The 20,811-nt window shown below is 61.2% G+C and carries 16 protein-coding genes and 1 pseudogene; 15 read left to right on the forward strand and 2 right to left on the reverse strand.

Going from position 1 to position 20,811, the window contains the following annotated elements; translation table 11 throughout:
* Window positions 1–4: 4 nt before the first annotated feature.
* The 7 genes from ACP7AP_RS13150 to ACP7AP_RS13180 all read left to right on the forward strand — a co-directional run bounded on the left by ACP7AP_RS13150 (window position 5) and on the right by ACP7AP_RS13180 (window position 5,792).
* A complete protein-coding gene (locus ACP7AP_RS13150; RefSeq protein WP_426034664.1) occupies window positions 5–415 on the forward strand; it encodes a PaaI family thioesterase in 411 nt (136 codons plus the stop codon).
* 340 nt (window positions 416–755) lie between these two features.
* Window positions 756–1,052, forward strand: coding sequence for a PRC-barrel domain-containing protein (locus ACP7AP_RS13155; protein ID WP_426034665.1), 297 nt, complete (start codon window positions 756–758; stop codon window positions 1,050–1,052).
* Window positions 1,053–1,217: 165 nt separating this feature from the next.
* Window positions 1,218–2,144 carry a histone deacetylase family protein gene (locus ACP7AP_RS13160; RefSeq protein ID WP_426034666.1) on the forward strand — a complete coding sequence of 309 codons (927 nt, stop codon included), beginning with the start codon at window positions 1,218–1,220 and terminating at the stop codon, window positions 2,142–2,144.
* Window positions 2,145–2,155: 11 nt separating this feature from the next.
* A complete protein-coding gene (locus tag ACP7AP_RS13165) occupies window positions 2,156–2,395 on the forward strand; it encodes an exodeoxyribonuclease VII small subunit (RefSeq protein WP_426034716.1) in 240 nt (79 codons plus the stop codon).
* Complete coding sequence (locus ACP7AP_RS13170) at window positions 2,392–3,261, forward strand: polyprenyl synthetase family protein (RefSeq protein ID WP_426034667.1); 870 nt, start codon at window positions 2,392–2,394, stop codon at window positions 3,259–3,261. The genes ACP7AP_RS13165 and ACP7AP_RS13170 overlap by 4 nt, the downstream gene beginning before the upstream one ends.
* A gap of 4 nt (window positions 3,262–3,265) precedes the next feature.
* Complete coding sequence (gene dxs, locus ACP7AP_RS13175) at window positions 3,266–5,179, forward strand: 1-deoxy-D-xylulose-5-phosphate synthase (protein ID WP_426034668.1); 1,914 nt, start codon at window positions 3,266–3,268, stop codon at window positions 5,177–5,179.
* 322 nt (window positions 5,180–5,501) lie between these two features.
* On the forward strand, window positions 5,502–5,792 hold the full coding sequence (locus tag ACP7AP_RS13180) for an HdeA/HdeB family chaperone (RefSeq protein WP_426034669.1): 291 nt from the start codon (window positions 5,502–5,504) through the stop codon (window positions 5,790–5,792).
* 186 nt (window positions 5,793–5,978) lie between these two features.
* Here the strand turns inward: ACP7AP_RS13180 and katG are convergent, their stop codons facing one another.
* The gene (katG, locus tag ACP7AP_RS13185; RefSeq protein ID WP_426034670.1) at window positions 5,979–8,207 is read right to left on the reverse strand and encodes a catalase/peroxidase HPI; all 2,229 of its coding nucleotides are present in this window, start codon (window positions 8,205–8,207) and stop codon (window positions 5,979–5,981) included.
* A gap of 125 nt (window positions 8,208–8,332) precedes the next feature.
* Between katG and ACP7AP_RS13190 the strand changes: the two genes are divergently transcribed.
* From ACP7AP_RS13190 to ACP7AP_RS13205, 4 genes are all read left to right on the forward strand, one after another.
* On the forward strand, window positions 8,333–9,250 hold the full coding sequence (locus ACP7AP_RS13190; protein WP_426034671.1) for a LysR substrate-binding domain-containing protein: 918 nt from the start codon (window positions 8,333–8,335) through the stop codon (window positions 9,248–9,250).
* A 130-nt stretch (window positions 9,251–9,380) separates the two neighbouring features.
* Window positions 9,381–12,683 carry a DUF2126 domain-containing protein gene (locus tag ACP7AP_RS13195; protein ID WP_426034672.1) on the forward strand — a complete coding sequence of 1,101 codons (3,303 nt, stop codon included), beginning with the start codon at window positions 9,381–9,383 and terminating at the stop codon, window positions 12,681–12,683.
* A complete protein-coding gene (locus tag ACP7AP_RS13200) occupies window positions 12,683–15,079 on the forward strand; it encodes a circularly permuted type 2 ATP-grasp protein (protein ID WP_426034673.1) in 2,397 nt (798 codons plus the stop codon). The genes ACP7AP_RS13195 and ACP7AP_RS13200 overlap by 1 nt, the downstream gene beginning before the upstream one ends.
* A 110-nt stretch (window positions 15,080–15,189) precedes the next feature.
* The gene (locus tag ACP7AP_RS13205) at window positions 15,190–16,068 is read left to right on the forward strand and encodes a transglutaminase family protein (protein ID WP_426034674.1); all 879 of its coding nucleotides are present in this window, start codon (window positions 15,190–15,192) and stop codon (window positions 16,066–16,068) included.
* A gap of 13 nt (window positions 16,069–16,081) precedes the next feature.
* Here ACP7AP_RS13205 and ACP7AP_RS13210 read toward each other — a convergent pair whose 3' ends face one another.
* Window positions 16,082–16,759, reverse strand: coding sequence for a GntR family transcriptional regulator (locus ACP7AP_RS13210; protein ID WP_426034675.1), 678 nt, complete (start codon window positions 16,757–16,759; stop codon window positions 16,082–16,084).
* A 494-nt stretch (window positions 16,760–17,253) separates the two neighbouring features.
* Here ACP7AP_RS13210 and ACP7AP_RS13215 point away from each other — a divergent pair.
* The 4 genes and pseudogenes from ACP7AP_RS13215 to ACP7AP_RS13230 form a co-directional block, all read left to right on the forward strand.
* A pseudogene (locus ACP7AP_RS13215) lies at window positions 17,254–17,613 on the forward strand (nitrilase-related carbon-nitrogen hydrolase); the annotation flags it as partial.
* Window positions 17,613–18,164: a flavin reductase family protein gene (locus tag ACP7AP_RS13220; RefSeq protein ID WP_426034676.1), complete on the forward strand. Its 552-nt coding sequence runs from the start codon at window positions 17,613–17,615 to the stop codon at window positions 18,162–18,164. The pseudogene ACP7AP_RS13215 and the gene ACP7AP_RS13220, both read left to right, overlap by 1 nt.
* Window positions 18,165–18,337: 173 nt before the next feature.
* Window positions 18,338–19,390 carry a peptidase M29 gene (locus ACP7AP_RS13225; RefSeq protein ID WP_426034677.1) on the forward strand — a complete coding sequence of 351 codons (1,053 nt, stop codon included), beginning with the start codon at window positions 18,338–18,340 and terminating at the stop codon, window positions 19,388–19,390.
* Window positions 19,391–19,503: 113 nt separating this feature from the next.
* On the forward strand, window positions 19,504–20,811 hold the full coding sequence (locus ACP7AP_RS13230) for an acyl-CoA dehydrogenase family protein (RefSeq protein ID WP_426034678.1): 1,308 nt from the start codon (window positions 19,504–19,506) through the stop codon (window positions 20,809–20,811).

Raw genomic sequence — 20,811 nt, forward strand, 5'->3', positions numbered from 1 at the left:
TCCGATGACCACGCACCATCCCCTGCTGGGCGTCCAGCCGCCATTTGCCGATCACCTTGGTCTGCGCATCCTGTCCGCCCAGCCTGACCGGATTGAGGCTGAAATGCTGGCCTCGCCGCAGCTGATCAACCGCAACGGCACGCTGCATGGCGGTGCCGTGATGGGGATGGCCGATCATCTTGGCGGGCTTGGGGCCTTTATGAACATCGGCCCTACTGAGAGCACCGCCACGGTGGAAAGCAAAACCAACTTCTTCCGCGCCATTCCGGCGGGCGATCTGCTGCACGGGGTCGCTGTGCTGTTGCATGGCGGGCGCCAGACCATGGTGTGGCAGACCACGTTGACCCGCAGCGATGGCAAGATGGCCGCCATGGTGACGCAAACCCAGATCGTGCTGCGCGATCCGAAGTTCTGACGCCACCCGTGCGGTGAGTCGCGCCCAGCCAGCCAAGGCTCTCCGCTTTGCCCCTGCTGTTAAGCTGGAAAACTGCTCGACCTCATCTCGCTTTCGGCGCGTTCCTGCCGACGCCTTACATTACAATCCGCAGGCGGAACCGTAGCGGTCCTTACGTGTTTTTACCATGAAAGCGCGGCCCGCATGTCAATCGGGCATAACGGCATGAAGAACAGGGTGGTTTTCCCGATCTCCCACCTTGGCCAACGCAATGGCAGTCGAGCTTCTATCCCGTTTGTGGACAGCGTTTTCACCGTATCAGCGCCCGCAACTTTGCCCATAACTCTGGAGGACAAGCAAGATGGACCACAGCAACCATACCCCGCTGGACCGCACCGAATTCAACACGGCGTTGTTGGAAAACGCCCCCGTCTATGGGGCGGATGACCACAAAATCGGCACGATCTCGCATGTGCATGGCGCAGGTGCCGTCACCGATGTTGTGCTGGATGTCGGTGGATTTCTCGGCATCGGCTCGAAACCCGTGTTGGTCAGCGTTGATCAGCTTAATCTGATGCGGGATGAGGATGGCAACATCCATGGCGTCACCTCTTGGACGAAAGAGCAACTGCAAGAACTGCCAGAACATCAGCATTGATCGCAGCGGATGTGACCGCATGATTGATCATTGACCCGCACTATCGCAAACCCGGACTCGCCATGAGTGAGTCCGGGTTTTGCACGGAAATGTGGCCATAATCGGCGGTTCCGATTTCGGCACAACTGCAATAGTATTCTGGCCAAAGTGCAAAAGGCCGATCTTGTGACCACCCTTCTCATCAACTCCCCCCAGTCCGAAAACCACCTGACACCCCCCGGCCACCCCGAGCAGGTCGCGCGTTACGCCGCTGTGCAGTCTGGTCTCAAGGGCGTTGATCTGCTCTACCGCGGTGCGCCATTGGCCGAGGATACAGACATCCTGCGCGCGCATCCCGCGCGCTATCTAGCCAAGGTCCGCGCCGCATCGCCTGTCACTGGATGGGCGCAACTTGACGGCGACACCTATCTGTCCCCCGGCTCGGTTACCGCCGCCCTGCATGCGGTTGGCGGGGCCTGCGCTGCGGTTGACACCGTGCTGGCTGGCGAAGCCACCAACGCTTTCCTCGCCGCACGTCCCCCCGGCCATCACGCCGAATCTGAAACCGCTATGGGGTTCTGCGTCTTTGGAACAGTCTCTATCGCAGCACTTAGAGCCTTAAATCATCACAACCTCGGCCGTATAGCCGTGGTCGATTTTGACGTGCATCACGGCAACGGCACGCAAGATTTGCTGTGGAACGAACCCCGCGCGCTGTTTTGTTCCAGCCACCAGATGCCGCTTTATCCCGGTACTGGTAGCCCTACGGAAACAGGCGCGCATGGCCAAATCTTGAACGTCCCGCTCAGCGAACACACAGGTTCCGGCCCGATGCAAGAGGCTTACGAGTCCCTCATCTTCCCTCGCATTGCGGCGTGGCAGCCCGATCTTATCCTGATCTCGGCAGGCTTTGATGCCCATGCCGCCGACCCGCTCGCGGGCTTGGAATGGCAGACCGAAGACTATGCATGGCTCACCCAGCGCATCTGCGATTTGGCTGATGCCCATTGCGCGGGCCGGGTGGTATCCTGCCTTGAGGGCGGCTATGATCTGCCCGCGCTGACCGCTTCGGTACGCGCACATGTGGGTGTTTTGCAGGAGCGCGGGAAATGACCGAGCCGACTATGAAATCTAAGGCCGTAGCGGATATGTCCTTTGAGGAAGCCATGGCGGCCCTCGAATCAGTCGTCACCCAGTTGGAACGCGGCGAAGTCGCCTTGGAACAAAGCATCGCGCTTTACGAAACAGGCGCAAAGCTGAAAGCTCACTGCGCCGCCAAGTTGAAATCCGCCGAGGAAAAGGTCGAATTGATCCGCGCCGCCGAAGGCCGCGCCGTTGGTGTAACCCCGGTGGAGGGGATGTGAGCTTCCCCACCCTTCTCGCCGCCGATGCTGGCCTGATCCAAGCCCGCCTGAAGGCCGCTTTTGCCGAACTGCCCGACCAACCCGTAATCTACGCCATGGCCTATGCCAGCGCCGGAGGCAAACGCCTGCGCGGGTTCCTCACCTTGGAATCCGCCCGGATGCTGGGCATCTCTCCCATCGTCTCCATCTCTGCCGCAGCCGCCGTCGAGTCGCTTCACGCCTACAGCCTGGTTCACGACGACCTACCCGCAATGGACAACGATGCCCTGCGCCGGGGCCTGCCCACCGTTCACATAAAATGGGACGAAGCCACCGCCATCCTCGCCGGAGACGCCCTGCAAACCCTCGCCTTTGAATTGCTGACCGACCCCGCGCTTGGCCCTGCCGAGATGCGGCTGAAACTGATCGCGGGCCTCGCAAAAGCCTCTGGCGCGCAAGGCATGGTGCTGGGCCAAGCCTTGGACATCGCCGCCGAATCCGCCGCCAGCCCGCTGACGCTAGAAGAAATCACCGCCCTTCAAGCTGGCAAAACCGGCGCGCTGATCCGCTTCGCCGCCGAATCCGGTGCCATCCTTGCGCAGCAAAACCCAAGGCCGTTGCGCGCCTATGCCACCGCTCTCGGACTCGCCTTCCAGATCGCCGACGATATTCTCGATGTCACCGGAGACGCGACAAAAGCCGGAAAGCGCCTGCAAAAAGACGCCGCCGCAGGCAAAGCCACCTTCGTGTCATTGCTGGGGCTTGATGCCGCACGCGCCCGCGCCAAATCTTTGGTATCAGAGGCCTGCGACCACCTCGCCCCCTACGGCGCATCCGCGCAAAACCTGATCGACTGCGCCCGTTTCACCATCGCGCGGGAAAGCTGAACATATGACCGACCGCCCCAAAACTCCGCTGCTAGACCGCGTGCATCTGCCCTCGGATATGAAGGCGCTGTCAGATCGCGAGTTAAAACAACTCGCCGATGAACTCCGCGCCGAAACCATTTCTGCGGTTTCCGTCACCGGCGGCCACCTTGGCGCGGGCCTCGGCGTCGTGGAACTCACCGTCGCCCTGCACGCCACCTTCCACGCGCCGCGCGACAAGATCATCTGGGATGTCGGCCACCAATGCTATCCGCATAAAATCCTCACCGGACGCCGCGACCGCATCCGCACCTTACGCTCCGAAGGTGGCCTCTCCGGTTTCACCAAACGCAGCGAATCCCCCTATGATCCGTTCGGCGCGGCCCATTCCTCCACCTCGATCTCTGCCGCCTTGGGCTTTGCAATGGCTGCTGAATTAGGCGGCGATCCTGGTGACGCCATCGCGGTGATCGGCGATGGTTCGATGTCCGCAGGCTTGGCGTTTGAGGCGATGAACAACGCGGGCCATCTGAAAAAACGTCTGTTTGTCATCCTGAACGACAATGAAATGTCTATCGCCCCCCCGGTCGGCGCGCTCTCCGCCTACCTCAGCCGCATGTATGCAGGCGAGCCGTTCCAAGACCTGAAATCCGCTGCCAAAGGCATGGTGTCGCTGCTGCCCGAACCCCTGCAAGAAGGCGCGCGCCGTGCCAAGGAAATGCTGAAAGGCATGGCCGTCGGCGGCACCTTGTTCGAGGAACTCGGCTTCTCCTACATCGGCCCCATCGACGGCCACGACCTCGACCAACTGCTGCCCGTCCTGCGCACGGCGGCAGCCCGCGCCACCGGCCCGATGCTGATCCATGTGCTGACCAAAAAGGGCAAAGGCTACGCCCCCGCCGAAGCCGCCCGCGACAAAGGCCACGCCACCGCCAAATTCGATGTCCTCACCGGCGTGCAGCAAAAAGCCGCCTCCAACGCCCCCAGCTACACTAAGGTCTTCGCCCAAGCCCTGCTCCGCGAAGCCGAAACCGATGACAAAATCGTCGCCATCACCGCCGCGATGCCAGACGGCACCGGGCTGGATCTGTTCGCCGCCCGCTTCCCCAAACGCACATTCGACGTCGGCATCGCTGAGCAACACGCTGTAACCTTCTCGGCGGGCCTCGCCGCAGGCGGCATGAAGCCGTTTTGCACGATCTACTCCACCTTCCTGCAACGCGGTTACGATCAGGTCGTCCACGATGTCGCCATCCAACGCCTCCCCGTCCGTTTCGCCATCGACCGCGCCGGATTGGTCGGCGCAGACGGCGCGACCCATGCAGGCAGCTTTGACATAGCTTTCCTGTCCAACCTCCCCGGTTTCGTCGTCATGGCCGCAGCCGATGAGGCCGAACTCGTCCACATGGTCGCCACCGCCGCCGCTCATAATTCCGGCCCCATCGCCTTCCGCTATCCGCGCGGCGAAGGCACCGGGGTTGAGATGCCAGCGCGCGGCATCCCCCTAGAAATCGGCAAAGGCCGCCTAATCCAACAAGGCGCGCGCGTCGCCCTGCTGTCCTTCGGCACCCGCCTAAGCGAAGTCCAAAAAGCCGCCGAAAGCCTCACCGCCAAAGGCTTAACCCCCACCATAGCCGACGCCCGCTTCGCCAAACCGCTAGACCGCGACCTGATCCTGAACCTCGCCCGCACCCACGAGGCGCTAATAACCATCGAAGAAGGTGCTATCGGCGGCTTCGGCAGCCATGTAGCACAACTGCTGGCCGATGAGGGCATCTTCGACCACGGCCTGAAATTCCGCAGCATGGTCCTGCCAGACACCTTCATCGACCACGCCAGCCCCGAAGCGATGTACCGCAGCGCCGGGATGGATCCGGCGCAGATCGAGGCGAAAGTGCTGGAAACCTTGGGCGTGGCGGTGGTGGGCAAGGGGGCTTAGCTGGCGATCAAGCCGGAGTGGCAATCATAAATTTTTGTGCAAAGCACTTTCCATAGCAGAAAACGATAAATCACTTTTCAGAGGGGCGAGTCAACGCGTGCGGCGCTATTCAGTTGCGCTAATTGACGCCAAAAAAGTGTTGCGACACACCCGACGAATTCTTCAAGCGTGTTTCTGCGCAAAAGCTTATTTTCGCCAGCGCAACTTCGCTTGACTCGTTGCGCCCGGCTGTGAATCCGGCGTGTTAGACTAGATTGCCTGCGCGTCGGGCTTACCTCTGCAATGCCCGCAAAGATGCCGGGCGTTAGAGGAGGACCACACCATGAAACTTTCCTATGCTTTTGCCGCCGTTGCTCTGCTGGCCGCCCCGGCTTTCGCTCAAACCGAGGCCGATATCAAAGTTGACCCTTCGACCGTCACCTGCAACGATTTCGCGCTGATGGACATGCAGAACATGACCGCTGTTGGCATCGCGATGAAAGAATCGATGAAGGATGATGCCGCGATGAACACGAAATACAGTGCTCTCAGCGATGAAGACATGGCCACCGCAGCGGCGGATGCCTGCAAGGCCCATCCCGATGGCAAAGTTGCTGACGCACTGAAGATGTGATTTTCAGCAGGGTATAGGGCGATTGATCGGCGTCACTGCCGTGCGGCAGACCTTTACACAAGGTTAACGAGACTGCTTTAACCCGTTGAAATCATGTAAACCGCAAGCCTGTCCACGCGTGGACAAGCTATAATAAAAACGCGCGCGGGAGAAAACCCACGCGCGTTTTCAACTCTCAAACCAGCGTTACGCCAGATCAAACCGATCCGCGTTCATCACCTTGACCCAAGCTTTCACAAAGTCGCGCACAAACGCCGCCTGCCCGTCACTCTGCCCGTAAACCTCGGCCAAGGCCCGCAGTTGCGAGTTCGATCCGAACACCAGATCATTCCGCGTCGCCGTCCACTTCAACGCCCCCGTGGCACGATCCCGGCCCTCAAACTCTGTCTCTGCCGGGGATGTGGCCTTCCAGACTGTGTCCATATCCAGCAGGTTAACGAAGAAATCGTTGCTCAAAACGCCCGGACGGGCCGTGAACACACCATGCTGGGAATGCCCCGCATTGGCATCGAGAACCCGCAGGCCACCAACCAGAACCGTCATCTCCGGCCCGGTCAGGGTCAGCAGTTGCGCCCGATCCAGCAGCAATTCCTCTGCCGAAATCGAATACTGTACCTTCATATAGTTGCGGAACCCGTCCGCCACCGGCTCCAGCACCGCAAAGCTTTCCACGTCCGTCTGTTCCTGCGAAGCATCCGTCCGTCCCGGCGCAAACGGCACCGCAACCGGATACCCAGCCGCCGCCGCTGCGTTTTCAACAGCAGCCGAGCCGCCGAGAACGATCAGATCGGCCAGCGACACGGTTTTGCCCGAAGTCGCGTTGAAAGAAGCCTGCACGCCTTCCAGAACCGCCAGCACTTTCGCCAGCTGTTCCGGCTGGTTCACTGCCCAATCCTTCTGCGGAGCCAGACGAACACGCGCACCATTCGCACCGCCACGTTTATCAGAACCCCGGAAGGTCGAGGCCGAGCCCCAAGCAACCGAAACCAGTTCCGAAACCGTCAGCGCCGATCCCAAAATCTGCGCCTTCAACGCGGCCACATCTGCCGCATCAATCGGCGTGCCAGTGGCATCCGGCACCGGATCTTGCCAGATCAGTTCTTCCGCAGGCACTTCCGGCCCCAAATACAGCACTTTCGGTCCCATATCGCGGTGGGTCAGCTTGAACCAAGCCCGTGCAAACGCATCGGCAAACGCTGCCTGATCGTCGTGGAAGCGGCGCGAGATCGGCCCATAGATCGGGTCAAACCGCATCGCAAGGTCAGCCGTCGTCATCATCGGGCGATGGGTGATCGCCGGATCATGTGCGTCGGGGATCATGTCCTGCGGCTCGACATCGCGAGCGAGGAAAATCTGCGCGCCTGCGGGGCTTTTGGTCAGCTCCCATTCATACTTGAACAGCATGTTGAAATAGCCGTTGTCCCAAGTGGTCGGGTTCGGCTTCCAAGCGCCCTCAATGCCGCTGCTGGTGGTGTGAACCCCCACGCCGGACTCAAACCCATTCTGCCAGCCCAAACCCTGCTGCGCCATCGAAGCACCTTCAGGATCAACGCCAACCAAAGCCGCATCGCCCGCGCCATGGGCTTTGCCGAACGTATGGCCGCCCGCAACCAAGGCCACGGTTTCTTCATCATCCATCGCCATCCGCGCAAACGTCTCACGAATATCGCGGCCAGACGCCACCGGATCAGCCACGCCATCCGGGCCTTCGGGGTTGACGTAGATCAGGCCCATCTGCACGGCGGCAAGCGGGTTTTCCAGATCACGCTCGCCCGAATAGCGGCTGTTTTTGTTGGCAGGATCGTTAGACGCGATCAACCAGGTGTCCTCCGAACCCCAATAGATATCCTCTGGCGGCTCCCACACATCCACCCGTCCACCACCGAAACCGAAGGTCTTGAAGCCCATCGACTCCAGCGCCACATTGCCGGTCAAAACGATCAGATCGGCCCAGGAAATCGAGTTGCCGTATTTCTGCTTGATCGGCCACAACAGGCGACGCGCCTTGTCCAAGCTGACGTTATCCGGCCACGAATTCAGTGGCGCGAACCGCTGCGTGCCAGACCCCGCACCGCCACGGCCATCGCCGGTGCGGTAGGTGCCTGCACTGTGCCACGCCATGCGGATGAAGAACGGGCCGTAATGGCCCCAATCGGCAGGCCACCACGGCTGGCTATCGGTCATCAATGCGACAAGGTCTTGCTTCACCGCTGCCAAATCCAGCGCCTTGAACGCTGCGGGATAATCAAACTCTGTCAGCATCGGGCTGGCGCTGGGTGCATTCTGGTGCAAAATCCGCAGGTTAAGCTGGTTCGGCCACCAATCGCGGTTGGAGCGTGCTTTGTGCGTGGTGTGCTGACCACCGCCATGCATCACCGGGCATTTGCCGCCGCTTGCACTGTCGTTTCCGTCCATAGCTTTCCCCGATTCTGCTGAAAACCGCCCCTAGAGCGGCCTTTTGCTATTTGCTTGCACCTCTATAACAACTGCGTGGCATTAGTTTAAGTTGAATATACTGATTGTTCCGATAAGCTGTCCTTATGATAAATTTTACCCTGAAACAGTTCCGCTATTTTGAGGCTTTGGCGCGCCACGGCCATTTCGGGCGCGCGGCAGAGGTCTGCGCCATCTCGCAACCCGCGCTGTCGATGCAAATCAAAGAATTGGAAGCCGCGCTGGGCACCAATCTGTTTGAACGTGGCGCGCGGCAGGTGCGGCTGACGAGCTTTGGCGAGGCGTTTGCGGTCAGGGTGCGCGACATTCTGCGCTCGGTCGATGAATTGGCTGACATTGCGCGGGCGGCGCAGACGCAACTGGTGGGGCGGCTGCGGATCGGGGTGATTCCCACCGTAGCGCCCTATCTGCTGCCCACCATCATCGGCAATCTGATGCGGCTGAACGCCGATCTCGATTTGCAACTGCGCGAAACCATCACGCCCAAGCTGCTGACTGAACTGGCAGAGGGCCGCTTGGACACAGCCATCGTGGCGCTGCCAATCTCGGAACCTTCGCTCACCGAAGTACCCCTGTTTTCCGAAGATTTCGTGCTGATCCGCCCTGCCGAGGATGAAGGAAAACCGGTGCCCAGCCGCGAACGCCTGCGCGAAATGCGGCTGTTGTTACTAGAGGAAGGCCACTGTTTCCGCGATCAAGCCCTGTCGTTTTGTAACATGTCCGCCGCCCCACCGCGCGAGCTTCTGGATGGCAGCTCGCTGTCCACCTTGGTGCAAATGGTCAGCGCAGGCATCGGCGTGACGCTGATTCCCGAGATGGCGATGGCGGTGGAAACCCGCTCGGCCTCGGTTTCGGTGGCGCGCTTCGGTGATCCGAAACCGCAGCGTGTGGTTGGCATGGTTTGGCGCAAAACCTCGCCCCTGGCCAAGCAACTAAGCCAAGTGGCTGAACTGGTGCGGTTCTCGGCCGAGTCTCTGCGCGCCCAACATGGGGCCGCCCGATGATCTGCTTGTTTTTTAGGCGGCTTTCGCGGAAATCTTCATCACTTGCGCCGAAACCGCCCCCTGATGCACAAAGTGTTAGAGGATCACCGCTGGCTGTGAAAAAACCTATCCATCCCTGAAAGAAAATATCATGTCCATCCTCGCCAGCATCTACCATCTGACCCATTACAAATACGACCGCCCGGTCACTTTGGGTCCGCAGATCATCCGCCTGCGCCCCGCTCCGCACAGCCGCACGCGGGTGGTGTCGCACGCGCTGAAAGTCACCCCCGCCAACCATTTCGTGAACTATCAGCAGGATTTATACGGCAACTGGCTGGCCCGCTATGTCTTCCCCGATCCGGTGACGGAACTCAAAATCGAGGTCGATCTGACCGCCGATATGACCGTCTATAACCCGTTCGATTTCTTCGTTGAGGCCAGCGCCGAAACCTGGCCGTTCAACTACCCCGCCGAGATCGCCGAAGATCTGGTGATCTACCGCAGCTGCGACGCCCCCGGCCCCTTGCTGCAAGCCTTCCTCGACCGCGTGCCCCGTGATCCCCTCCGCACCATCGACTTTATCGTGCGGCTGAACGCGCAGATTGCGCAGGAAATCGGCTATGTCATTCGGATGGAGCCGGGGGTGCAGACGCCGGAAGAAACCCTCGGACTGGCGCTTGGATCTTGCCGCGATACCTCATGGCTGCTGGTGCAGTCGCTGCGGCACTTGGGTTTTGCCGCGCGGTTTGTCTCGGGCTATCTGATCCAGCTGAAACCCGATCTGACGGCGGTTGACGGCCCCCAAGGCACCGACAAAGATTTCACCGACCTGCACGCGTGGTGCGAGGTCTACCTTCCCGGCGCTGGCTGGATCGGCCTCGACCCCACCTCTGGCCTGCTGACCGGCGAAAGCCATATCCCGCTGTCGGCCACGCCGCATTACGCCAACGCCGCCCCAATTTCCGGCATGGCCAGCTACGCCGAGGTCGCGTTTGACTTCGACATGACCGTCACCCGCACCGCCGAACATCCGCGCATCACCATGCCGTTCTCGGATGCCGCTTGGGATGATCTGAATGCCTTGGGTCATAAGGTTGATGCAGCCCTCGCCGCAGGCGATGTGCGCCTGACCATGGGCGGCGAGCCGACTTTCGTCTCAACAGACGACTTTGAGGCGGGCGAGTGGAACACCGATGCCGTCGGCCCTACAAAACGCGTGTTCGCCGATGCCCTGATCCGCCGCCTGCAAGCCAAATTCGCGCCGGGCGGTTTCCTGCATTACGGTCAAGGCAAATGGTATCCCGGCGAAACCCTGCCGCGCTGGACGTTCAGCCTGTACTGGCGCCGCGATGGCAAACCGATTTGGGCGAACCCCGATCTGATCGCGCATGAGGTCTTGGAAGGGGCGACGCCGGAACAGGCCAGCACCCTTCTGCAAAACATCGCGGAAACGCTTGGCCTGCCGACCGAAAACGTCACCCCCGCCTTTGAAGACCCCGCCGAATGGATCGTCAAGGAAGGCAATCTGCCGGAAAACGTCACCCCCGAAAACTCGCAGCTGAAAGACCCCGAAGAACGCAACCGCATCGCCCGCGTGTTCTCGCGCGGCCTGACCGAACCCTCTGGCTTTGTTCTCCCCGCGCAACGCTGGCAATCCCGCGCGGCGCAAACTTGGGTGTCGGAAAAATGGGCGTTGCGGCGTGGCCATCTGTTTCTTGTGCCGGGCGACAGCCCCGTCGGCTACCGCCTGCCACTGGGCTCGCTGCCTTATGTCAAGCCCGCCGACTATCCCCATATCCACCCGTCTGACCCGTTCGATACCCGTGGCCCGCTGCCCGACTTCACGCCAGAACCCGCCCAAGCCGTCGCCAGTTTTACCGCGTCCGAGGCTACCCAAGACCGCCGCGAGCAGGTGATTTCCGACCTTGCAGGCTCGGTCCGCACCGCGATTTCGGTGGAACCCCGCGATGGTCGGCTGTGTGTGTTCATGCCCCCGGTGGAAAAGGTCGAAGACTACCTCGAACTGATCGCCGCCGCCGAAGCCGCCGCCAAGAAACTCGGCCTTCCGGTGCATATCGAAGGCTACGGCCCGCCCAATGATCCGCGCCTGAACGTGATCCGCGTCGCCCCCGATCCGGGCGTGATTGAGGTCAACATTCACCCCTCGCACAACTGGGCCGAAACTGTCCTCACCACCGAAATCGTCTATGAAGAAGCCCGCCAGCTGCGTCTTGGTGCCGATAAATTCATGATCGACGGCAAGCATACCGGGACAGGCGGCGGCAACCATGTCGTTGTCGGCGGCGTCACCCCGTCCGACAGCCCGTTCCTGCGCCGCCCTGATCTGCTGGCCAGCCTGATCCTGCATTGGCAACGCCACCCGTCGCTGTCCTATATGTTCTCGGGCCTGTTCATCGGCCCCACCTCGCAAGCTCCCCGCATCGACGAAGCGCGGATGGATGCGCTGTATGAGTTGGAAATCGCCTTAGCCCAAATCCCGACGCCGGGGCAGGGGGCAGCCCCCCCGCCGTGGCTGATCGACCGCCTTTTGCGCAACCTGCTGGTCGATGTCACAGGCAACACCCACCGCGCCGAGATTTGCATCGACAAACTCTACTCCCCCGATGGCCCCACCGGCCGCCTCGGCCTCGTCGAATTCCGTGGCTTTGAGATGCCACCAAACCCGCGCATGAGCCTCGCGCAACAACTGCTGATCCGCGCCCTGATCGCCCGCATGTGGGCCAGCCCGATCAAAGGCAATCTCACCCGCTGGGGCACCAATCTGGCCGACCGCTTCATGCTGCCGCATTTCGTCTGGGCCGATTTCCTTGATGTGCTGGCCGACCTGCGCCAGCAGGGCTTTGATTTCAACCCCGACTGGTTCAAGGCCCAAGCCGAGTTCCGCTTCCCGTTCTGTGGTGAAGCGACGTTCGAAGGCGTCACCTTGGAAATCCGCCAAGCGCTGGAGCCGTGGCACGTCATGGGTGAAACCGGGGCGATTGGCGGCACCGTGCGCTACACCGACAGTTCCGTTGAGCGTCTGCAAGCCAAACTGACAGGCGGTGATCCGGGCCGCTATACCGTCACCTGCAACCAGCGCCAAATGCCGATGCAGACGGTAGGCGCGGGCGTCTCGGTCGCCGCGGTCCGGTTCAAAGCATGGCAGCCGCCTTTGGCCTTGCACCCGGTCCTCCCCGTCAACGCGCCGCTGACCTTCGATGTCTACGACACTTGGACAGGTCGCGCTTTGGGCGGCTGCACCTATCACGTCGCCCACCCCGGCGGGCGCAATTATGATACGTTCCCGGTGAACAGCAACGAGGCCGAAGCGCGCAGGCTTGCCCGGTTTGAACCACACGGGCATACTGGCGGCCAATATGAACCCACAGCCGAAACCCCGCACCCCGAGTTCCCGATGACCCTCGATCTGCGCCGCGCACCCCGGCACTGATGGCACGCAAGGCCACAGCAAAGCCGGTCGATACCCAGCTTTTCGCCCGGTATCAGCCCCTTCCCGGCGTGCCGGATGAACTGGTGGACGCGCAAGGCGCGATGCGTCCGGTTTGGGCTGGCCTGATCGCGCATATGTCGGGGCTGTCGGCAGCAGGGGTGCAGGATGCCTTCGCGCGCGGTGAACAGCATCTCGCCGATACCGGCGTGTTCTTCCGAAAATATGGCGACAAATCCAGCGCGGGCCGCGACTGGCCGTTCTCAGCCGTGCCGATCCTGCTGCCCGAAGCCGATTGGCGCGGCATTCAGGCAGGGCTGATCCAACGCGCCGATCTGATGGAGATGCTGGCAGCCGACCTTTACGGCGAAAACCGACTGGTGACCGAGGGCCATCTGCCTGCCAGCCTGATCGCCGAGAACCCCGAATGGCTGCGGCCCATGGTGGGAGTGAAACCCCGCTCGGGCCACTTCCTGCATTTCATGGCGTTTGAGATTGGCCGAGGCCCAGATGGCAGTTGGTGGGTACTGTCTGACCGCACCGACGCGCCCTCTGGTGCGGGCTTTGCGCTGGAAAACCGCGTGGCAGCCAGCCGCGTGTTCCCCGACCTGTACCGCAATACCAACGTCCATCGCCTCGCAGGCTTCTTCCGCGCCTTCCGCGATGCGCTTGAAAACCTGCGCAGCGATCCGACCTCTCGCGTCGGCATCCTGACCCCCGGCCCCTTGACCGATACCTATTACGAGCAGGCCTATATCGCCCGCTATCTCGGCATGGCTTTGCTCGAAGGCGAAGACCTTACCGTTGAAAACGGCCAGCTTTATGTCCGCACCGTCGAAGGCCTCGCCCCGGTCGATGTGCTGTGGCGGCGGATGGATGGCATCTGGGCTGATCCGCTGGAACTGCGCGGCGACAGCCATCTCGGCACCCCCGGCCTGATGTCGGCGGTGCGGCAAGGCCATGTCACTATGGTGAACGCTTTGGGAGTCGGCGTGCTGGAAACTCAGGCGCTGATGGCCTTTCTGCCCAAAATCTGCAAAGTGCTGACCGGGCAGCCGCTGCAAATCTCTAATGTGGCCACATGGTGGTGCGGTCAGGCCAAAGAGCTTGCCCATGTCCGCGCCCATGCCGACCGGATGCTGATCGGCCCGGCCATGGCCACCCGCATTGCCTTTGAATCCACCGCCCCGCATGCCGTTGGCGGCCAGATGCGCGGCAGCGAGGACGACGCTGATCTGCACGACTGGCTGACCGACAACGCAGGCGGCTTGGTTGGCAAAGAACTCGTCACCCTCTCGACCACGCCGTTCTATGAAAACGGCGCTTTGGTGCCTCGGCCGATGTCACTGCGCGTCTTCCTTGCCCGCACCGAACAAGGCTGGCAAGTCATGCCCGGCGGCTTTGCCCGCATTGGCGCAGGCACCGACACCACCGCGATTTCTATGCGCAACGGCGGCTCGGTCGCCGATGTCTGGGTGGTCAGCGACACGCCCGTCGAACCCGTCACCCTGCGCACCCCCAAATCCACCCCCTTCATCCGCGCCCAGCCCGGCCCCTTGCCCAGCCGCGCCGCTGACAATCTGTTCTGGCTCGGCCGCTATGTCGAGCGCACCGAGGGTCTGCTGCGCCTCGTCCGCGCCTACAACGGCAGGGTGAATGAGGCGGGCAACACAGCCCTGCTTGCCACCATCCGCGCCCGGCTGAAATCCTACGGCGTCGATGCAACCGAAGCCTTCCCGGCAGGCGTGCTGAGCACCCTCAGCTCCGCGGTCTACAGCGCCAGCCAAATCCGCGACCGCTTCAGCGTCGATGGCTGGTCCGCCTTGCAGGATATCGAGAAATCCATGACCCGCATCGCCAAAACCACCGAAACCGGCGGTGATGCGGCGCAGGTGATGAGCGTGATGCTGCGCAAAATCGCGGGCTTTTCCGGCCTTGTGCATGAAAACATGTATCGCGCGACGGGTTGGCATTTTCTGTCGATTGGCCGGTCCTTAGAGCGTGCCGCGATGATGACCGATCTGTTGGCTGCGGTGACAGGCCCCGTTTCTCTGCCCGGCGGCCTCGATATGGCGATTGAGGTTGGTGACAGCATCATGGTCCACCGCCAGCGCTACGCCGTGTTCACCAGCCGCGAAAGCGTCGTTGACCTGCTGGGCCTTGACGAATCCAACCCGCGCTCGGTGCGCTTCCATCTCGATGTGATCGCCAAATGCGTCGATGAGTTGCACAGCACAGGCCCACATGGCCAGATGACCGAGTTTGAACGCAACGTGCGACTGCTGCAAACCTCTGTCATCGTCCACACCGTCGAAACCCTGAACACCGAAGCGCTGCTGAAAGCCCGTGGTCAAATCTATGATCTGTCCACCGCGCTCAGCGCCGCGTTCATGCATTAAAACATGCCCCGTTTCGATAAAAATAGTCTTATCGAAAGACCCATTCGAGCGTATGCAAAAGCCAGCGATTTGCGATTCAAAGTGAACCTGACAGGCACGAGGGGCAGGCGATGATCTACGACATCAAGCTGCAAATCGCCTATCAATATGCCAATCCGGCAGTGGGCGGGCGGCATGTGGTTTGCGTGATGCCGCTCGACATGCCCGGTCAGCGCGTGATGGCAAGCTTGCTCGACATCACGCCGCGCCCGGAAGAACGCTTGGACCGGGTGGATTTCTTCGGCAACCGCATCACCGAGTTCAGCTTTCGCGGCCCGCATGATTCGGTGGCGTTCACCATGAAAGCCCGGATCGAGCGGCTGATCACCCCCAGCCTGCCCGCCAATGCCATCGCTTTGGCCGCCATGCCCGCCGCTTTGGCCGCCGAGCGCGATCTTGGTCCGAATTCACCGCTGCATTTCCTGTCGCCCTCGGTCCGTGTCCCGCGTGACCGCGCGATGGCCGCCTTTGCCCATGGCGCTTTGCACCCCGACACGCATGTAGGCGAAGCCGTTGTCGCCATCGGCAGCGCTTTGTATCGGCATCTGAAATTTGATCCGAAAGCCACCACCGTTGACACGCCTGCAACCGAGGCTTTTGCCAAGCGCCACGGTGTCTGTCAGGATTTCTCGCATATCATGATCGCCTGCCTGCGCGGCGTGGGTATCCCCGCAGGCTATGTCAGTGGCTTTCTGCGCACTCTGCCCCCGCCCGGAAAACCGCGACTGGAGGGGGCCGATGCGATGCACGCTTGGGTGCGCGCTTGGTGTGGCCCAGAGGCGGGCTGGATCGAGTTCGATCCCACCAACGACAAGCTGGCAGGCGAAGATCACATCGTCGTGGCGCGGGGCCGCGATTACGCCGATGTCTCGCCGATCAAAGGCACGATGCGAATCTCGGGCGGGCAGAAAAGCAAACAAGCTGTCGATGTGATCCCGCTGGCGGGGTAGACCAAGCCAACTGTTATGCGGTTTGCACCTGCGGCGGCGCCGCCATCTGCGCCTCGATGAACCGCGCGGTGCGCAGATAATGTTCGGCCAACAGATCGCAGGCCAAATTGGCATCCCGCGCCAGTGCCGCCTGCGACAGCGCGTCATGTTCGGCCTGAATATCGCGGTGATGCTCGACACTGCGCTGTTGCAGCATCGGATAGCGATAGCGCTCGGCCTCGACATACAGCCGCTGGAAAAACTCCAACAACCAGCCTGATCCACAGCCCGCGATCAGCGCCAGATGAAAGCCGCGATGGCGGTCCTCCAGCAGCTTTTGCTCATCGGCGTTTGCCTCAGCCATGCGTGCCGATTGCAGCATCAGGCTATGCAGGGCGCCGACAATCCCGGCCTCCCAGTCATCGCCGCCCTGTTCGATGGAAAGCCGCAGCGCGCGCTGTTCGATCAGCACGCGGGTGTTGATGGTATCCCACATTTCCGCCATCGACAGCGGTGCCACCGAAAACCCGCGCAGGGCAATCGAGGTCACCAACCGCTCGGCCTGCAAGCGGTTCAACGCCTCGCGCAGCGGTGAAAACCCCATGCCATAGCGCTCGGATAACTGCGCCATCCGCAACGGTTTGCCCGGAGCCAGCACGCCACGCACAATGTCTCGCCGCAACGCGTCATAGGCGGTTTCTGCCAAAGTCATCCGGGGCCTCTTTCTGCTGCCTTCAGTATGGCGCAAGGCAGATCAGACGGCAATTTCATCATTCTCGAAAATATGAATTTCTTGCGAAAATAAATCTGACATTTTACGCGAACAGAGTCGGCATCTGGGGGCAGCGATACGCAATCAGAGCGAAAATCACCGCAAGGACGTGGCCGGTCGCGCCAATGTCGAAGACACACCGGAACTGCTGGCCTATTACGACCAGCTCGAAAAGCTCAGCACCGGCGCTTTGTGGACGGTGGCTAACAAGATCGAGCCCTGTGCAGCCGAAAAGCCAATCGGTTCCCGTGGTCTGGCGCTACCGTGATCTGCGCGCGAAAGTGTTGCGCTCGGTGCAACTGGTGACGCCGGAAAAAGCCGGACGGCGGGTGATCTATCTCACATCCCCGGCCGCACCGATGTTGCCGCAGCGGTGGGCTGGATCTATGCCGGCCTGCAAGTGATGAACCCCGGCAAGGTCGCCTCGGCCCACCGCCGATGACCGCGACACGTGGCTTCCCACCATGCAGCATATCGCGCTAGAGGGACGCATCTTTGTGTTCACTGCCTGCCAATACATCACCCGCGCCGCTTACGGCCCCGACCACGAAAGTGCTTTGGGCGATGCCCCCGATACAGTGATGATGCGCGGCGGCTCTGCCATCATCGGCCCCTTGGGCAAAGTCCTCGCTGGCCCTGATTTCAGCGGTGAAACCATCCTCTACGCCGAAATCGACCCGACAGAAGTAATGCGCGCCAAGTATGATTTCGACGTGACGGGCCATTACGCCCGCCCCGATGTGTTCGAGTTGACCGTCGATACCCGCGCCAAACGCGCCGTGAAAGAGATCTGATGCGCTGGGATCGGGACAGGGTGGCCGAGCCCATCGCCCACAAACTGCTCTCCGCCACCGTGATGCCGCGCCCGATTGCTTGGGTGGTGACGCAAAGCCCCGATGGCACGCTCAACGCCGCGCCCTACAGCTTTTTCAACGTCATGGGCTCCGCCCCGCCGACCCTTGTGCTGGGCCTGATGGCCGACCCGAAACGCGGCTTCAAAGATACGGCGACGAACATCCTCGCCACCGGGGAATTTGCGGTCAATCTGGTGTCTGAGTCCCTCGTGCAGCAGATGAACACCACCTCGGTTGATGCCCCAACCAGGATGAGTGAACTTAACCTCGCGGGCCTGGAAACCGAGGCTTCGGTGCATATCCGCCCGCCGCGCATCACCGCCAGACTGGTGGCGTTTGACTGTCGGATGCTGTCCTCGGTGGTCACTGGCCCGCATCAAAGCATCGTCATTGGCCGCGTGCTCGCCGTGCATATCGACGACCGCTTCATCCTGAACCCCGAGCGCGCGCATATCGACACCCGCCCTGAGCCTCGTTGCCCGCAGCCGTGACACATTCGAGTTGGATCGCCCGAAATGGGCCGAGTGGTCCACGCAAAACCTAAAATAATCGCAGTTTTGCAGGGTTTTCGAAAATCTGTTGACATAAAGATGAGTCTGATAATTACTAAACCGATCAGTAAAATATTTAGACTCGGGAACCATGGGTCAAAGGAGAAGCCGCGATGATGCAAGAACGGATTGAGGGCAAATGGCTTGCCGCCTTCCGCCGCGTGTTGGCGCTGAACGGTATCGGCAAAGGCACCCCCATCGCCATCCTCGCCGAAACCCAATCCCGCCCGGTGCTGATCCACCTCTGCGAACTCGCCGCCTACGATCTTGGTGCGGAATTCTGCATCATCACCATGCCCACCCCGCCGCTCAACGCCCCCGTGCCCGTCAAATCCACTGGCACAAGCTGGGCGATCCAGCAAAACCGCGCCGTGATCGAAGCCCTAAAACTGGTCGAAGTCATCGTCGATTGCACGGTAGAGGGCCTGATCCATGCCCCCGAATGGCCCGAGATTGAGTCCGCAGGCCGCACCCGCCTGCTGGTGATCACCAACGAACACCCCGAGATTCTGGAACGCACCGAACCACGCGCCGAACACGGCCCCAAGGTCGCGCTTGGCAGCCAGATGCTGCGCGAAGCCTCGGAAATGCGCGTCACCTCTGACGCTGGCACCGACCTGACGATCAACCTGCGCGGCGCGCCCTGTGGCGGCACCGCAGGCTTCGGCATCAAGCCCGGCGATGTAGCACATTGGCCGGGCGGCCTCTGCCTCGCTTTCCCCGGCAAAGATGCGGTGAATGGCCGGATCGTGATGGATGTCGGCGACATGAACCTGACGTTCAAGACCTACCTCACCAGCCGCATCGACTGCACTATCGACAATGATTTCGTCACCGCCATTAAAGGCGACGGCATAGACGCCCTGCATTTCCGCGAATACATGGCCGCTTGGGACGATCCAAATGCCTACGGCCTCAGCCATGTCGGCTGGGGCATGAACCCGAACGCGCATTGGATCAGCGCCGCCATGTACGACAAGCGTGACATGCAGGCGGTCGAATTCCGCGCCCTTGCCGGGTCTTTCCTGTGGTCCACCGGAGCCAACCAATACGCAGGCCGCTACACCCTTGGCCATTTTGATCTGCCGATGCGCAACTGCACCATTGCCCTTGACGGCCACATCGTCGTCAAAGCGGGCGTCCTTCAAGGCGAACTGGCGCTTTAGAGGGTGTCAGGTTTTGACAAAAAACGGCATCGAAAAACGCGTCCGAGCCCTGCGAGCGGCAGCGATGTTCGATTCATCCAAACCTGACATGCCTTAGCGCCCCGGAGAACACCATGAGCACGATTGCCGATTACTACGACCTTTCCCGCATCCGCCCCGAAGTCCAGGCGGTGCTGAACCGCCTCAACGAACTCGGCCCCAACTTCGCCGCCCGCGCCAAAGGCATTGACGTCGATGCCACGTTCCCGGTGGAAAACTACAAAGACCTCGCCGCCGAAGGTTTCCTGACCCTCACGGTTCCCACCGAATTCGGCGGCCACGGTTTCTCCTTAGGCGAATACGCGATGTGCGGCGCCGAGATCGGCAAATACTGCGGCGCCACCGCGCTGACCTTCAACATGCACAACTCATCCATGATGTGGTCGCGCTTCATGTATGAACTGCCAAACCTCACCGACGCCGACCGCGCCGCCTTCGCCCCTCTGCGCGCGCGCCAATTCCGCCGCGCGGTGGCCGAGCAAGGCATCTATTCACAACCCATTTCCGAAGCTGGCCAGAACTGGACCAGCAAGCCCGCCCAAACCAACTGCCGCAAGGTGGATGGCGGCTGGCTGATCAACGGCTTCAAGAAATTCGCCAGCCTCGCAGGCTATTGCGACTATTACTCCATCGTCTGCACCGAACATTTTGACGGTGTGGAACCCCGCCACGAAGACACCATGATCTTCGTCGTCCCGAAAGAAGCCAAGGGGCTGTCTGTGCAAGGCACATGGGACCCGCTCGGAATGCGCGGCACCAATTCCCGCGATCTGGTGCTGAAAGATGTGTTCGTCAACGAAGATGATCTGATGATGCCGCGCGGGTTGTTCATCAAAACCCTGCCGCATTGGCCGCATATGATGGCGACGCTGTCCCCCACCTACATGGGTCTCGCCCAAGGTGCCTATGATTTCACCGTCGCCTATCTGCGCGGTGAGGTCGAAGGCCAGCCCGCCGCTGACCGCCGCATGTTCGGCACCAAACGCATCGCCGTGGGCCGGATGTATGCGCGTCTGGCGTCGATGCGCGCCCTGTGGTGGCAGGCGTTCATGGAGGCGCAGGGGATGCCGTCGAAAGCGCAAGTGCTGCGAATGTATGCCGCCCAGTATAACGTCATGGAAGGTGTGCAGGAAATCGCCGCTTTGGCGATCCGCACCTGCGGCGGCCTGTCAATGCTGAAATCCATGCCCCTAGAGCGGATGTATCGCGACAGCCGCTGTGGTGCGTTGATGTTGCCATATACCTCTGAAATCATGGAGGATTATCTATCCGTCCTCACGCTTTATGACACAGATGAGCTCGACAAAGCCCCCGGCGACGAAGGCGGCGCGCGTTCCTCGCTTTGGCGCGGTGACGCGGGCAGCCTGAAAGGCCTACGCTAA

It is taken from the genome of Cypionkella sp. TWP1-2-1b2, assembly GCF_049896245.1.
Classification (GTDB): domain Bacteria; phylum Pseudomonadota; class Alphaproteobacteria; order Rhodobacterales; family Rhodobacteraceae; genus Cypionkella.

What these genes read in the sequence shown, in the direction of transcription:
- katG (WP_426034670.1), bottom strand. Translation starts at nt 8,207, where the DNA reads ATGGACGGAAACGACAGTGCAAGCGGCGGCAAATGCCCGGTGATGCAT.
- ACP7AP_RS13225 (WP_426034677.1), top strand. Translation starts at nt 18,338, where the DNA reads ATGATGCAAGAACGGATTGAGGGCAAATGGCTTGCCGCCTTCCGCCGC.
- ACP7AP_RS13180 (WP_426034669.1), top strand. Translation starts at nt 5,502, where the DNA reads ATGAAACTTTCCTATGCTTTTGCCGCCGTTGCTCTGCTGGCCGCCCCG.
- ACP7AP_RS13165 (WP_426034716.1), top strand. Translation starts at nt 2,156, where the DNA reads ATGAAATCTAAGGCCGTAGCGGATATGTCCTTTGAGGAAGCCATGGCG.
- ACP7AP_RS13220 (WP_426034676.1), top strand. Translation starts at nt 17,613, where the DNA reads ATGCGCTGGGATCGGGACAGGGTGGCCGAGCCCATCGCCCACAAACTG.
- ACP7AP_RS13200 (WP_426034673.1), top strand. Translation starts at nt 12,683, where the DNA reads ATGGCACGCAAGGCCACAGCAAAGCCGGTCGATACCCAGCTTTTCGCC.
- ACP7AP_RS13230 (WP_426034678.1), top strand. Translation starts at nt 19,504, where the DNA reads ATGAGCACGATTGCCGATTACTACGACCTTTCCCGCATCCGCCCCGAA.
- ACP7AP_RS13210 (WP_426034675.1), bottom strand. Translation starts at nt 16,759, where the DNA reads ATGACTTTGGCAGAAACCGCCTATGACGCGTTGCGGCGAGACATTGTG.
- ACP7AP_RS13205 (WP_426034674.1), top strand. Translation starts at nt 15,190, where the DNA reads ATGATCTACGACATCAAGCTGCAAATCGCCTATCAATATGCCAATCCG.
- ACP7AP_RS13195 (WP_426034672.1), top strand. Translation starts at nt 9,381, where the DNA reads ATGTCCATCCTCGCCAGCATCTACCATCTGACCCATTACAAATACGAC.
- dxs (WP_426034668.1), top strand. Translation starts at nt 3,266, where the DNA reads ATGACCGACCGCCCCAAAACTCCGCTGCTAGACCGCGTGCATCTGCCC.
- ACP7AP_RS13155 (WP_426034665.1), top strand. Translation starts at nt 756, where the DNA reads ATGGACCACAGCAACCATACCCCGCTGGACCGCACCGAATTCAACACG.
- ACP7AP_RS13190 (WP_426034671.1), top strand. Translation starts at nt 8,333, where the DNA reads ATGATAAATTTTACCCTGAAACAGTTCCGCTATTTTGAGGCTTTGGCG.
- ACP7AP_RS13150 (WP_426034664.1), top strand. Translation starts at nt 5, where the DNA reads ATGACCACGCACCATCCCCTGCTGGGCGTCCAGCCGCCATTTGCCGAT.